Below are 13,507 nucleotides of genomic sequence, written 5' to 3'. Positions count from 1 at the left end.
ATGGAAAGCCGGGTAGCCGATTTCATCCAACTCTTGCTGGAGCACCCCAGAGGGCTTCCGGTGGAGCAGATAAGTACCCGGCTTGGGGTGGCTCGGCAGAGCGTGTATCGCCTGAGGGAAAAAGCCCAAGCCTTGGGGGTTTGGGTGTGCACCCACCAGGAGGACCCGGAGGTTCCACGGGGTTGGTTCCGCCTCGAGGCCCCTCAGGAGGTAGAGATGACCTTCCGCCTGACCCAGGCCGAGGTGGAGGCCCTTCGGGCTGCGGTGGAGCGGTTGGAGCACCTCACCCCCCTAGCCCGGCGAGTCCTGGAGCGGCTGGGCCGAGGGGAGTGGGGGCGCGCCCAGAAGGAAGAGCCGGTGTTCTATACTCCCTTGGCCGACGAGTACCCCGAGGGGCTTTTCGAGCGGGTGGTGCAGGCCATAAGGGAGCGGCGGGTCTGTGAGGTGACCTACAAGAACGCCAAGGGGCAGGTCAGGACCTACCGCTTCGACCCTTACGCCCTCATCGCCCGCGACCCCCACCTCTACCTGGTGGGCGCCAACCACAATAGCCGCAGGGCCGGTCACGACCCGGTGAAGGACCTCAGGCTGGACCAGATTCAGGACCTCAAGCTCACCCGCGAGCACTTCCCTAAGCCCGCCTTCGATGTGCGGGCCTATGCGCAGGGCCGCTTCCGGGCCTTTGGCGGCGAGGGGCAGGCGGTGTGCGTCCGGGTGCGCTTCTCCCCCGAAAAGGCCGGGTTTATCCGTCGCACCCGCCGCCATCCCACCCAACAGGTGGAAGACCTCGAGGACGGTAGCGTCATCTGGCAGGTGGAGGTGCCCCTTTCGGAAGACCTGGTGCATTTCATCGTGGGGTACGGGCCGCATGCGAGGGTGCTCGAGCCGGAGGAGTTGAGGCTGAGGGTGGTGGCGTGGGCGCGGGGGGCGGTGGAGGCTAATCTGTCGCCGGAGGGGGTGACCGAAGTTGGTTAGAGTTCCGGGGGGAATGACAAGGTTAGAAGTGAAAAAATACGCTGCGCTCGCTGCGGTACGCAGCGGAGAGGCCCTACACTGGTTGGGCTGTCTTAAAGGTGACCCGAGTGTCCTGGAGTGGTTGGTCCATTACGGGTTCCCCCAGCTCGCCCGAGCGCTCAATCGGGGTAGTGCTTCCTGTTCGCAGGGTCTACCCCAATTAGAGGGGAAGCACCTATTGCTCTACAAGCATCCCCTCCCTGGCGAAACCCAGGCTCGCTTGGCATACGAATACGTGCTGGCCGAGTTCGTGCGCTTTCTGGAGCAGGGTGACAGGGCAGTAGTAGAGAGCGAGAGCGCAGGTCACGTGGTGCTGTGGTTTCCCTTAGAAGCTCCGAGTGACCCTGGGCTCTGGCTCGAGGAGCGCTGGCGGGCTTTCCTGGAAGAGCTGACCAGTGCTCAGGGATTCCGGCGAACTTTCGTCTTGGCCTTGAACTCAGCTAAACTTGCTGGAGGTGCGGGGTTTTCCACGTTGGAAACCCCCATCTTCAACCACTCGCACGCCCTTAGCATCGCTGGCCTTTATTGGCTGGCTATGCGAAAGGGTTTGGAGGTGAACCGGCGAGATTTGGAGGAGGCCAATATTCTCGCCAAGAAAGCCTTGGAAGAATCCGATGCAAAAAATGCCTCGAAGTTGCGTGAGGAAGAAGCTAAGAAGCGTGAGAAGGCCCTTTCCTTCCAGGAGCAGGTGCGCTCAGGGGTTGAACGGCTAATCAAGAATTATCCGAATAGTCGAACCGCCCAAACTTTCAGAGTGGTCCTGGGGGGATCCGTTGACTTGCAGACCCTGCCCGACCGCCTCAGAGCTCGTAATCCGCAGATTTACTATGAGGTAGAGCAAGCAGCCCGCGGGTATGGACCCACCGCTCGGGAGCAGCTTAACTCCGCCCGTGGGGATATCTTCCCCAAGATCATCTGGGAGATGGTTCGCTTAGCTGAGGGGGAATACGAGCTATACACCCTGACGCCGTTGCTTTCTACCAACGCATTTGTGAGTGGTTTTCGCCCAGCGGGAGATTCTCATGGGCGCTTCTGCTACAGCTGCGGAAAGGTTCTGGATAGAAATAACCCCACCTTCAAATCGCGGCGGCTTCTCTTCGAGGCCCCCGAGCAGCGGGCGCAGTCGGCAGGCTCCAGCGGGCCGGTAGAGGTGTGTGCTGTGTGTGCGGGCCTTAGTCTCCTGGGGCCGGTTAAGCTCACGGCAGAAACCCAGGTGGTGCGGCTGGGAGGCTGGGCGGATGTTCGCGAAGAGGCCCGGCGGGCCCTGGAACGGCAGGTGCTAAACGAATTGGGGGCAAGCGCAGGAGATTACATCGGCCTGCGGGCTACCGAAAGCGATAGCCAGAGAAGACCAGCCCCTGAGGTTTGGGGCCGTAAGCACTATGCCTTAGCCAAGCTGGCGCTGACCTTGCCCCCAGAGGTATTCCAGAGGGGCCTCGAGGTCTACCTCTACAACAAGGGTAGCGAGGTTCGGCTAAGCCCCTCCACCCTCTTCGCCACCGCCGTCTTCTCCCGGGCTTACCGACAGGAGATTCGCCTCAGGGATGACCTCAACCGCCGGCTGGGTCGGGCGGTGCGCTACTTTGACCGGGGGCGTTGGCTTTTTGGTGAATACGAGCTGCTCCTAGGGTTGGCGGAGGGAGGCTTTGACACGAATGAGCTTCCAGCGATCCAGCGGGAGGTAGAGGAGGCACGGGGAAGCTTGATGGAGGTACTCATGAAGGGTGATGAACAGGCCAAGAAAGAGGCGCAGAAACAACGACACATTGTGGGTTATGCCAGCCTGCTCTATGCCTTTACCGAAGAAGCTCGCCGGGCGCTGCAAAAGCGTAGCGACCTCAAGTTGGAGGACAGAGACCGGGAGCTCAAGAAGCTTATTCAACTGGCAGACGCCGAACCCGCCCTCTTCCTCAACCGCGCCTCCGCTGCACGAGCTACGCCCGAGGGAACGGAGGGATACGGCTACGACGAGGTGCGGCTTTACTGGGATGAGCGCCACCAGTACGGCTACCGCTGGGCCAAAGAACTGCTGGAGGAGGCAGACCAAAAATTCGGGCAGAGCCTTTCACGGGAGGGCCAAGCGGAGATCGAGGGGCGTCCTACCCGCTTTCTGAGCCTCCGTCCGGAGGATCTGTCTGCTGTGTACGCCTGGCTGATTACCCAGTACCCCAGCCCCGCTGACTGGAGAGGTTTTCTGTATCAAGTCAAGCTCTTCTTGTTCACCCGTTACCCAAGACTCTTGCAGGACTGAGGAGGCAGCATGAAACGGTACCACTGGGATATCTATGCGGTGTTGGAGGCTCCGCAGGAGCTTTACTTTGGCCACGAGGTAGAGATCAACGTCAACCGGGTGGAGACGGTAACCCTGGAGGGGCCCGGGGGTAAGGTGGTCAAGGCCTATTTCTCGCCCACCAAGCGCCGGGGGATCGAGCGGCGCACCTTGCTTTGGGCCCCGCACAGAGATGGCAAGACTCTAGGGGAGCACCTCGAGTGCGGCATCCCAGGTACCTGCGCCCGGATGGAGCCGGAGGGTGACAAGCCAACCTGCCCAATATGCCGTGTCTATGGAGCCCTGCGCCCAGGAGAAAAGACCGTTATTGGGCGGCTTACCCATGGGGGCGGCGTGGCAATTCAAACCCTAGAACCCCAGGAGAAGCAGCGGGCTATGCACCCCTCCGACTTGGTGCGTTCGGGCAAGGATCAGGAGAACCCTACACCCTTTAGGCGCGAATACAACCAGCCGGGCCTTTACTACCCGGTCTACAACCATGCCCTCAGCGTGAGCGAGGAGGAGTTCGCTGCTGCGGCTTACGCTTTCCTCAACGCACTGCCCCGCGTGGGGGCGGGTAACCCTAAGGGGGCGTGTGTCCTTTCAGACGAGGAGTTTGGCCCTTACCTGGTCCTTGACCGCTACTTAGTGCCCAAGGGAGCTAGGCCCATCATCAGTCCGCACCAAACCGACATAGAAGAGGCTCTTGCGAGCTTCCGCCAAGAAGCCCGGCGGGTTCGGGGAGTAAGCTTTGCAAGCGGTAAAGCCGAAGATGCCTACTTCGCCCGCTGGGTGGGCGAGGCTGCTCTGGCCGAGCTCGAGCGGATGGCTGAAGTATTCGCCAAAGAACACTTGGTCTAACTATGTACGGTCTTCGGTTCGTCCTCAGGGCTACTGGAGCACTAACCTTCCGAGTGTTACCAGGCTCCATGCTGGACATCGCCAGTTACCCTTTCGTGCCCCCCAGTACCCTCTCGGGCTTCTTATACCGGCTCTGGCGATACGCCACGAGCACCACGAAGTCTGAAGGACCGGACTTCCTGGAAACTGGCCTCAGGGATAGCCCCTTTTACTACCTGCCCAAGCCCTTGATCAGCCTGGGAGCTTATTCTGAACGCATCAAGCCCGTGCCCCACCGCACAAAGAGGCACGGCACCAAGGGGTTTGCCTCGAAGACGCGCTCTGCGTTGGTCACTGCCGACATGGAGGCCCCGCAGCTCCACTCCTGGGAGTACCTGCTCGAGGAGCACTTTGTGGGCTATGTCCTTTGCCAGGAGAAAGAACCCCTCGAGGCCCTGGTCGCACCCTTTAGGTCAGAGAACGAGACCCTGCCGTATGGGGGCAAGCTCGGCAAGGAAGGGTACGCCTATCTCGAGTTTGTTTCGCCAGTACTATCCTTCCGCTCAGAGCGGGGACGGGCCGAACCCCGCACCCTAATCACCCTTGAGGAGGCCATAAACGGTGCAACCCAGGGGGAACTCAACTTTAGCGTCTACACACTTTACAAGCCAGTATGGGAAGGTGTGGGGAATTGGCAAGACCCCGCCCCTATAAAGGGTTTCGAACAATTCCCTATGGCCTTTCCTGAAGGGGGACAAATGGAAACTGACTGGTGGGTGGCTGAGGGCTTCCGTGTACCCCAAAGCTTGGTAGAGGTGTGGTCGTGAAAGGGATAGGGCGGGTTTTCTTCTGGCCTCCCAAAGGCGAGCGACTAGAGAAGGTCGCCTTTCAGCCCCTGGAGAACCACCGTCAAAACGTGGAAACTTTGCTTCGTCACTGGGCCATGGAAGGGGAGTTTGCCCTGCATGAGGCCACCCAGGGGAAGCTCTTAGAAGCGGTACGGCACCACGACTGGGGTAAGCAATATACCTTTCGTATCCTCCCGCCCCAGGGGAGCCGTGGCTGGAGCTACAGCTTCTCCGGCCATCGCTTCCGCTTGCCAGAAGGTCTGGACGATCCCTACGCCCGTGCCATCGAACGCGGGCACCATGACTATTCCACGCCGGAGGTGGTCCGGGCAGTGTATCGGTTGGTTGAGCAAGGACAGGGAGACCTTGAACCGGATACGGTAAGGCGGCGCTTCGCCAGCGACCTCTACACCTACCAGATGTGCGATCAGATCGAGGCTGAACTCTCGGGCTGGATCTGGGCGGGAGAGGCGCGGGAAACACCCTTCCTCTCTTTTGAGGTGCATCCCCCGGAAACCCATGTCCAGGGTCCTCCCTTCCCCTACGGAACGGGGCCCCTGGTGTTTCGCCTCGATCCATTTCCCTTCACCGACCCTCTCACGCTTACGTTCTGCTTTCAGGTTCATGCGCTGGAGGAAGGTTGGAAGGAAAAGGGCTTGGCAGAGCGCGTACGACACCTCGAGAGCTTAGCCTTGAAAGGGGGCGAAGAAGTCAGGGTTGAAGTGCGCCTTCTGCCGTGGAGCGAAGAGGGCAGAGGGGAAGCTCCGCCTGCTTCCAGCGACTGCCATACTTTCTATGAGCGGGTGTGTGGCTTCTCACCCAACGCGTTGCAAAAAGAAGTCTGGGAGCACCTGCACAGTGAAAACGACGCCCTTCTCCTGATGGCCCCCACCGGTAGCGGCAAGACAGAAGCAGCCGCCCTACCCCTGCTCGCTCAAAATCGGCGTGTGGTGCTGGTGCTTCCGGCCAAGGCCCTCTTGGAAGACCACCTGGCTCGCTTCGAGCGAATTCTGAAAACATTGAGCAGCATTTCCCACCGCACCTACCGGCTCATTGTGGACACCGGGGATCGGATAGAGTACATGCTTTTCAGCAAGGGGGAGGTCAGAACCTCGCTAAAGCGCCACCTGTACCGAGGCGATCTGGTCCTCACCACGCTGGACAAACTGCTCTATCGCTACTTCGGCTATGACCCCGAGCGCAAGTCCTACGCTTATCCCCTACGGCTAGGGCAACCTTCCACCGCTTTTGTCTTTGATGAAGCTCACACCTACGAGGGTACGGCCTTCACCAACTTTTCCCGGCTCCTCGAGGCCCTCCACGTGCGCGGCCATCCCCTTGTGGTCATGACCGCTACCATGCCCCAGAGTTATAAGGAAAGCCTGCCTAAGGGCTTTACCCCCCTAAACTTCACAGATGAAGAGAGGCTAAAGAGGGAAATGGGCCGCGGTCCTTACATGGGCCAGCGGAAACTTTTGTTCAAAGCCGAGGGCAACCCTCCAGAGGACTTTAAAGCCCACAAGGCATCTCGTAGAGAAGCCCTGTTGAGCGAGTTGCGTGAGGTATGGAGCGGTAAGGAGCGGGTCATCCTGAGCCTGGATCGGGTTAAGGACGCAGCATTGGTCTACCGGGCGCTCAAGCAAGACCGGCCTTCGGACCTTAGCCCGTTGTCTGAGCCTTCACAGGAGGCGTTGCTAGGATCCAATCTCTTCCTTTACCACGGACGGCTAGACCCTGGGTGGCGACGGCTGGTCTACAAGCGGGTGAAGGAGCTGGATGAGCAGGAAAAGCCCTATGTGCTGGTGAGCACCTCGGCCATTGAGGTGGGTGTAGACCTGAACGCGACCCATCTGATTACCGAGTTCTGCACCCCTGAGGCCTTGGTACAACGAGCAGGGCGGGTGAATCGCCGGGGCACAGTAGCCAATGCAGAGGTACGGGTGGTGGGCTCCTGGATCCCGAATTACCTAAACCCCCTTAGGGAAGAAAGGGAGGCTCTGGAGAAGTACATCTCACTTTTGCGGGAAATGGAAGCCCTGGGTCCTGAGGAGGCTCGGCGGCTTCTTGAAGTTTACCCACGACCCGTTTTACAGGACCCTCGAGCCGAGGTGGCCTTCCGCCTGCTTTCCCGCTACGTCTACGAGTACCGTCTGGAATACGAACCCCTGCACCAACTCGGTTTTATCGCTACCCGAAGCTGGGAACCGACGCTGACCGTGGTTGTACGCGAGGATGAGGCAGATCCCTGGGAGGTCGAGGTTCCTGTGGGTCGGCTCAGCTACAGTTCGAAGCAACCCCACCTGGCCCCAAGCCCAGAAGAGGCGAGGAACTGGCGGCTCGAGGTCTACCGAGCCCACCGTGACACCGACAAAAGCATACAAGGTGGGTGGGAACCTTTGACCACCTGGGGCGATCTGTACCGGGGGCGCTACCGGTTGGTTTTGAAAGGGGAGTTGGCTCAAACATATCGCCGCGATGAAGGGTTGGTTCAGCTTCCTCGTATCTTTCGGCGCGAGCGTTGGTCCAGTGACCCACCGCTCAAAGTGCGTTTGCGCACCTGGTTATACGAGGATGAAGGTACAGAGGGGGTTTTCTACTACACCGAGGAAAGTCTAGGTAGGGGGAAAGGAAAACGGCAAGGAAAGCCTATTATCCTGCACTATTTGGCCGACACAGCCCTCAAGGAGGCCTGATGCCCCACGCTGTCGTCCTCGAGCTCATCGGCGAAAAGACCCCCCTCTACCCCGCCAAGTACGCCCATGGCCTCTTCTTCGCCCTGCTCTCCCGGATGGACCCAGAGCTTGCCCAAAGGCTCCACGAGGCCCCGCGCAAGCCCTTTACCCTGGCGCCCCTGATCGGGAGGAACAGAGCCCTCTTCCTGCGCTTCACCACCCTGGACGACGGGCTTTTCGCCCCTTTTCTGCGGGTACTGCTCGAGGCGGCCCCCGAGGGCCTTCCGCTGGGGGACACCCCCTACCGACTCATGCGGGTTTTGGCCACCCCCGAGGGGCATTCTATGGCTGGGACTTGCGCTTGGGCAGAGCTGAAAAAGGCTCCTAGGCGACGGGAAGCCACCCTCTTCTTCCAAAGCCCTACGGTCTTCGCCACCTCCAAGCCGGGCGGGCGTACCCGCTATACTCCCCTTCCCGACCCCCGGCTCATTGTGGGCTCGCTCCTGGACAAGTGGCAGGCCCACAGCCCCTATCCTTACCCTCCCAGAGAGGAGGCCGCTCTGCGCATCCTTTTTGAACTAGATCTCGAGCTCGCGGGCTTCCACAGCTTGCGCTTCCACCGTGTCCAGGCTGGGAAAAGTTTCTTCCCTGGGTTCACCGGAGAGGTAACCCTTAAGCTCCATAGCGAGAGCCTCGAAGCCCAGGAGGCTCTAGGAAGACTCTCGGCTTTGGCCTTCTACAGCGGCGTGGGAGCCAAGACCCCATATGGCATGGGCGTTGCTAGGGTGCAACCCTCTCCTAGGCCTAAGGCTAGGTCGAGCCACAGTCCGGCTTCACCGCCTTCCCATGGCTTCCGTACCGCCCTGACCTGACGTGCGCCCGGGCCTGGCGCAACGGGAAAAAAGGCGTGGTGGCCGAGGTTCCGGCCACCAAAAAGGTCAAGCCGCCCTTACACCTCCAACCAGACCTGCCCATCCTCGAGCCTGGCAGGATAGACCTTCACCGGGCGGGGGGCAGGCAGGGTGGCCTTACCCGTGCGCAGGTTGAAGCGGGCGCCATGGCGGGTACACTGGATGGTTTCAGCGCCCGGCGTGAGGTCCAGGGGGCCATCAGAAAGGGGGTTCTTGTCGTGGGTGCACACGTCGGCGATGGCAAAGACCTCCTCCCCGGTGTAAAGCAGCAGCACCGGGGTCTTCTCCCCTTCCACCCGCACCACCAGGCGGCCGTTCTCAAACTGCTCGAGCCGGGCAACAGGAACCCACATAGCAGGCGCCCCTAAACGCGCACTTTCTCCTCGATGATGCTCTCAATGTGCTGCCGCAGAGGCTCTATGGGGATGCGGGTAAGCACATCGGCCATGTGCCCCTTGACCAGAATCTGTTGGGCCATGTGGCGCGGCAGGCCCCGGCTCATCAGGTAGAAGAGCTCCTCGGGAGCCACCGGCGCGGTGGAGGAGCCGTGGGAGCACTTTACGTCGTTAGCGCCAATCTCGAGCTGGGGAACCGAGTCGGCCCGGGCGTCCTCCGAAAGCAGCAGGTTGCGGTTGGTCTGGTAGGCGTCGGTCTTCTGGGCCCCTTGCTCTACCTTGATAAGCCCCGCGTACACGGTGCGGCTCTGGTCTTTGGCTGCACCCTTGTAGAGCACATCGGAGTAGGCGTGGTCGGCCACGTGGTGCTGCAGGGTGTAGTGGTCCACGTGCTGCGTTCCGGTGGTGAAGTACAGGCCCAGCATCTCCGAGGCCGAACCCGGCCCCAGCATCTCCGACTGCACCTCGGCCCGGCTCAGGCTGGCCCCCATGTTCACCACCAGGTCGTTGAGGGCCGCGTCCCGCTCCAAAAGGGCCCGCTGGCGGTGGAAGTGGTAGAAGCCCTGGCCCAAAAGCTGGATGTGGGCGTGGCGCACCTTGGCCCCTTGCTTGAGCACGATCTCGGTGGCCGAGGTGTTGACCGAGGGGGCCACCTGGGAGGGAGAAACATACTCCTCAATGTAGACCGCCTGGCTGTTCTCGTCGCCCACGATCAGGGTGCGGGAACCGGAGAGGTACCCTCCTTCCAGGTACTTGAAGACCCCAATGGGCTTGCTAAACTCCACCTCTTTAGGCACGTAGAGGAACACCCCATGGGTGAAAAGGGCCGCGTTTAGCGCGGGAATCTTGGAGTTCTCCGGGCGGCGGGCCTGAGGACCCACCAAATCGTTCCAGTTTACCGTCCTGAAGAGGTTGTCCTTGACTAGGTCGGGGCGCTCCTTCAACGCCTCGTGCAGGCTGGTGAAGATAACCCCCTGGGCGCGGTAGGCCTCGGGCAGCTCCACATGCACCAAGTCGGAGCCCACAAACACCGCGTAGCCTGCTAGTTCGGCCTGGGCAATGCGGGCCTGGACCGCCTCGGGAATCGGGCCTTTCCGGCCGCGGGGTTGCTCAGGGGCCAGCGACTCAAAGGGCACCCCGGAGATGTCGGTGTACTTCCACTCCTCGGTGCGGGTGGTGGGGTAGGGCAACTTGACAAAAGTCTCCCAGGCCGCCAGGCGCTGGTTCAGGAGCCACTCGGGCTCGCCCAGCCCCTTGGAAAGCTGCAAGACCAGGTCACGAGAAAGGGTAGTGGTCAGCTCCATAACTAAAGATTCCATCCAGACTGGCGGTTCCCGGCGGGCTAGCCCACCGACCCTTCCATCTCCAGCTCAATCAAGCGGTTCAGCTCCACAGCGTACTCGAGGGGCAGCTCCTTGGCTACCGGCTCAATGAAGCCACGCACAATCAGCGCGGCGGCCTCGTCTTCAGGCAGGCCCCGGCTTTGCAGGTAGAAAATCTGCTCGTCGTTGAGGCGGCTCACGGTAGCCTCGTGGCCCACGGTGGCGGTGTCGTCCTCAATCTCCATGTAGGGGTAGGTGTCGGTGCGGGACTCCTCGTTGATCAAAAGGGCGTCGCACTCCACGTTCACCTTGACATGCTTGGCCCCCTCGTAGACCTTAATCAGGCCCCGGTAGCTGCTGCGGCCCGAGCCCTTGGAGATGCTCTTGGAGACCACCGAACCGCCAGTGTGGGAGGCCGCAAAAATCAGCTTGCCGCCGGCGTCTTGGTGCTGGCCGGTGTTGGCGAAGGCGATGGAGAGGATGTCCGAGCGGGCCCCCTCTTCCACCAGGTAGGAAGAGGGGTACTTCATGGTCACCTTGGAGCCCAGGTTGCCGTCCAGCCACATGTGGTAGGCGTCCTTCTTCACGATGGCCCGCTGGGTTACCAGGTTGTACATGTTGTGGGGCCAGTTCTGGATGGTGGTGTAGCGGCTACGGGCCCCTTGGTTGACCACAATCTCAATCACTCCGGAGTGGAAGGAGTCGGTGGTGTAAACGGGCGCGGTGCAACCCTCGATGTAGTGCACCTCGGCGCCCTCGTCCACGATGATGAGGGTGCGTTCAAACTGCCCAAGCTCAGCGGTGTTCACCCGGAAGTAAGCCTGAAGGGGCAGCTCCACTTTGACCCCCTTGGGCACGTAGACAAAGCTCCCCCCTGACCAGACCGCGGAGTTGAGCGCGGCGTACTTGTTGTCCTCCGGGGGTACCACGGTGGCGAAGTACTCGCGGAAGAGGTCCTCATACTGCCTGAGCCCCTCCTCAATGGAGACGAAAATCACCCCCTGGCGCTTGAGCTCCTCGCGTACCTGGTGGTAGACCATCTCCGAGTCGTACTGGGCCCCCACCCCGGCCAGCACCCTGCGCTCAGCCTCGGGGATGCCCAGCCGCTCGTAGGTGCGGCGGATGGCCTCGGGCACCTCTTCCCAGCTTTGGGCGTCGCGCTTCTCGGTGGGTTTGGCGTAGAAGTAAATCTCGTCCATGTTGAGGCCCGAGAGGTCGGCCCCCCAGGTGGGCACCGGCTTGGCCTGGTAAATCTCCAGCGCCTTGAGGCGGAACTGGAGCATCCAAGCGGGCTCTTCCTTGTGGTAGCTGATGGCCTCCACCACCCGCCTAGAAAGCCCCTTCTCAGCCTTCCATACCGGCTTGACCTCGTCCACAAAGCCGTACTTGTATTCGTTCCCGATGTCTTCAACCAGGATGTTCTCGGACATAACAGCCCCCTTCGGCCATAGCAGCCGGCGTCTAGTTGGCCACCGCTAGCTCTTTGACCCAGTCGTAGCCCTGCTCCTCGAGCTTCATGGCCAGCTCAGGCCCGCCCGAGGTGACGATGCGGCCATCAATCATCACGTGCACCGCGTCGGGCACAATGTAATTCAGGATGCGCTGGTAGTGGGTGATGAGAAGCGCCCCAAAGTTGGGCCCCCGCATGGCGTTCACCCCCTTGGCCACGAGCTTCAGGGCGTCAATGTCCAGCCCCGAGTCGGTTTCGTCCAAGATAGCGTAGGTGGGCTCCAGCACCATCATGTGCATGATCTCGTTGCGCTTCTTCTCCCCCCCGGAGAAGCCGTCGTTCAAGTAGCGGGTCAGGATGCTCTCGTCCCACTCGAGGGTCTCTAGAGCCTTTTGCAGCTTGGCGTAGAACTCGGAGACGCTCACCTCCTCACCCCGCTTGGCCTGTAGGGCCAAACGCAGGAAGTTGGCGTTGGAGACCCCCGGCACCTCCACCGGGTACTGGAAGGCCAGGAACAGCCCCTTGCGGGCCCGCTCGTCGGGGCCCAGTTCCAGGATGCTCTCGCCGTCCACCAGGATGTCCCCCTGGGTTACCTCGTAGCCCGGGTCGCCCGCGATCACCTTACCCAAGGTGCTCTTGCCGGCCCCGTTGGGGCCCATCACCGCATGAATCTGCCCCTTGGGCACCACCAGATTGACCCCTTTGAGAATGGCTTCGCCGTCCACGATACGGGCATGCAGGTTACGGATTTCAAGCTCGTTGGCCATGTTTTTCCCCTCTGGTTACAAACGCCCGCAGCAGCTTACTGCGAATCGCTTGCAATTAGCAGTATACGCCCTATATTCAAGAAAGTATAGTAGTTTAGTTGGGATTTCTCATCCCCCATCAATCTATGCGCCGCCGAAGGCCCGCGGTCTGAACGATGTTGGCGGCAATCTCCTCCACCGAAGCGCTGGTGGTGTCAAAGTAGCGAATGCTCAGCCTTCGGAAGAGCTGCTCGGCCCGGCGCACCTCGTACTCGCATTGCTCCAGCGAGGCGTAGCGGCTGCCGGGCTTGCGCTGGGTGCGGATTTGGTGGAGCCGAAAGGGCTGGATGGTAAGGCCGAAGACCTTCTGGTGGTACGGGCGGATAGGCTCGGGCAAGGTCTCGCGCTCAAAGTCGGCCTCGACAAGGGGATAGTTGGAGGCCCGGATGCCGTACTGCATGCCCAGGAACAAGCAGGTGGGGGTCTTCCCAGCCCGGCTTACCCCGGTGAGGATCACATCGGCCATCTGGTAGTAGCGCTCGCCCAGCCCATCGTCGGTGGAAAGGGCGAAGTCCACCGCCTCTATACGGGCAAAGTAGTTGCGGTCGCTGATGCTGTGCAGCCGCCCCACCCGGCCCATGGGAGGCCGGCCTAGCTCCCGCTCGAGTTCACCCAAATAGGTGCGGAAGAGGTCAAAGTGCAGCGCTGGGGCGGTCTTGAGCTGGTCGTTGAGCACAGGGTTGGCCAGGGTGGAGAAGACGATGGGCCGCACCCCCTCCTGCTCAAAAGTGGCGTTGATTTCGTAAAGGAGGTCGTAGACCTCCTCCTCGCTGTCCGTAAAAGGGCGCGTGACGTAGCGAAAAGAGATTCCCTCAAACTGGGCCAGAAGGCTTCGGGCCACCGACTCGGCGGTAAGCCCGGTGTGGTCAGAAACGATGAAGACCGTGCGCTGCATACCCGAATAACAGTGTAGTTTATGTGTGTATCGCAGAATACACCGAAAAACAAGCTATATATACACCAAACCGGCCCCCTCCCCC

Annotated in this window: 11 protein-coding genes; 6 read left to right on the top strand and 5 right to left on the bottom strand. The window is 61.0% G+C overall.

What is annotated here, in order from left to right:
• The 6 genes from Mlute_RS03435 (at window position 1) to cas6 (ending at window position 8,515) form a co-directional block, all read left to right on the top strand.
• On the top strand, window positions 1-975 hold the full coding sequence (locus Mlute_RS03435) for a helix-turn-helix transcriptional regulator (protein ID WP_119359358.1): 975 nt from the start codon (window positions 1-3) through the stop codon (window positions 973-975).
• Window positions 976-1,234: 259 nt separating this feature from the next.
• Window positions 1,235-3,265: a hypothetical protein gene (locus tag Mlute_RS03430; RefSeq protein WP_147371028.1), complete on the top strand. Its 2,031-nt coding sequence runs from the start codon at window positions 1,235-1,237 to the stop codon at window positions 3,263-3,265.
• A 9-nt stretch (window positions 3,266-3,274) separates the two neighbouring features.
• Complete coding sequence (locus Mlute_RS03425) at window positions 3,275-4,144, top strand: hypothetical protein (protein WP_119359356.1); 870 nt, start codon at window positions 3,275-3,277, stop codon at window positions 4,142-4,144.
• Between the two features lie 2 nt (window positions 4,145-4,146).
• On the top strand, window positions 4,147-4,950 hold the full coding sequence (locus Mlute_RS03420) for a hypothetical protein (protein ID WP_147371027.1): 804 nt from the start codon (window positions 4,147-4,149) through the stop codon (window positions 4,948-4,950).
• 89 nt (window positions 4,951-5,039) lie between these two features.
• A complete protein-coding gene (gene cas3, locus Mlute_RS03415; protein WP_147371026.1) occupies window positions 5,040-7,664 on the top strand; it encodes a CRISPR-associated helicase Cas3' in 2,625 nt (874 codons plus the stop codon).
• Window positions 7,664-8,515 carry a CRISPR-associated endoribonuclease Cas6 gene (cas6, locus tag Mlute_RS03410; RefSeq protein ID WP_119359353.1) on the top strand — a complete coding sequence of 284 codons (852 nt, stop codon included), beginning with the start codon at window positions 7,664-7,666 and terminating at the stop codon, window positions 8,513-8,515. Before cas3 ends, cas6 begins: the two co-directional genes overlap by 1 nt.
• 77 nt (window positions 8,516-8,592) lie before the next feature.
• Here cas6 and Mlute_RS03405 read toward each other — a convergent pair whose 3' ends face one another.
• The 5 genes from Mlute_RS03405 to Mlute_RS03385 all read right to left on the bottom strand — a co-directional run bounded on the left by Mlute_RS03405 (window position 8,593) and on the right by Mlute_RS03385 (window position 13,422).
• Window positions 8,593-8,907, bottom strand: coding sequence for a Rieske (2Fe-2S) protein (locus tag Mlute_RS03405; RefSeq protein WP_119359352.1), 315 nt, complete (start codon window positions 8,905-8,907; stop codon window positions 8,593-8,595).
• 11 nt (window positions 8,908-8,918) lie between these two features.
• Window positions 8,919-10,253, bottom strand: a complete 1,335-nt coding sequence (sufD, locus tag Mlute_RS03400; RefSeq protein ID WP_119359351.1) for a Fe-S cluster assembly protein SufD — start codon at window positions 10,251-10,253, stop codon at window positions 8,919-8,921.
• Between the two features lie 38 nt (window positions 10,254-10,291).
• Window positions 10,292-11,701, bottom strand: coding sequence for a Fe-S cluster assembly protein SufB (gene sufB / locus Mlute_RS03395; RefSeq protein WP_119359350.1), 1,410 nt, complete (start codon window positions 11,699-11,701; stop codon window positions 10,292-10,294).
• A gap of 31 nt (window positions 11,702-11,732) precedes the next feature.
• Window positions 11,733-12,488 carry a Fe-S cluster assembly ATPase SufC gene (gene sufC, locus Mlute_RS03390; protein ID WP_119359349.1) on the bottom strand — a complete coding sequence of 252 codons (756 nt, stop codon included), beginning with the start codon at window positions 12,486-12,488 and terminating at the stop codon, window positions 11,733-11,735.
• A gap of 118 nt (window positions 12,489-12,606) precedes the next feature.
• On the bottom strand, window positions 12,607-13,422 hold the full coding sequence (locus Mlute_RS03385; RefSeq protein WP_119359348.1) for a pyruvate, water dikinase regulatory protein: 816 nt from the start codon (window positions 13,420-13,422) through the stop codon (window positions 12,607-12,609).
• Window positions 13,423-13,507 lie beyond the last annotated feature (85 nt).

It is taken from the genome of Meiothermus luteus, assembly GCF_003574085.1.
GTDB classification, from domain to species: domain Bacteria; phylum Deinococcota; class Deinococci; order Deinococcales; family Thermaceae; genus Meiothermus; species Meiothermus luteus.
Note: the sequence above shows the minus strand (reverse complement) of the source record. Positions and strands in the feature narration are given on the sequence as shown.

What these genes read in the sequence shown, in the direction of transcription:
- sufC (WP_119359349.1), bottom strand. Translation starts at nt 12,488, where the DNA reads ATGGCCAACGAGCTTGAAATCCGTAACCTGCATGCCCGTATCGTGGAC.
- cas6 (WP_119359353.1), top strand. Translation starts at nt 7,664, where the DNA reads ATGCCCCACGCTGTCGTCCTCGAGCTCATCGGCGAAAAGACCCCCCTC.
- Mlute_RS03435 (WP_119359358.1), top strand. Translation starts at nt 1, where the DNA reads ATGGAAAGCCGGGTAGCCGATTTCATCCAACTCTTGCTGGAGCACCCC.
- sufB (WP_119359350.1), bottom strand. Translation starts at nt 11,701, where the DNA reads ATGTCCGAGAACATCCTGGTTGAAGACATCGGGAACGAATACAAGTAC.
- Mlute_RS03385 (WP_119359348.1), bottom strand. Translation starts at nt 13,422, where the DNA reads ATGCAGCGCACGGTCTTCATCGTTTCTGACCACACCGGGCTTACCGCC.
- Mlute_RS03420 (WP_147371027.1), top strand. Translation starts at nt 4,147, where the DNA reads ATGTACGGTCTTCGGTTCGTCCTCAGGGCTACTGGAGCACTAACCTTC.
- Mlute_RS03405 (WP_119359352.1), bottom strand. Translation starts at nt 8,907, where the DNA reads ATGTGGGTTCCTGTTGCCCGGCTCGAGCAGTTTGAGAACGGCCGCCTG.
- sufD (WP_119359351.1), bottom strand. Translation starts at nt 10,253, where the DNA reads ATGGAGCTGACCACTACCCTTTCTCGTGACCTGGTCTTGCAGCTTTCC.
- Mlute_RS03425 (WP_119359356.1), top strand. Translation starts at nt 3,275, where the DNA reads ATGAAACGGTACCACTGGGATATCTATGCGGTGTTGGAGGCTCCGCAG.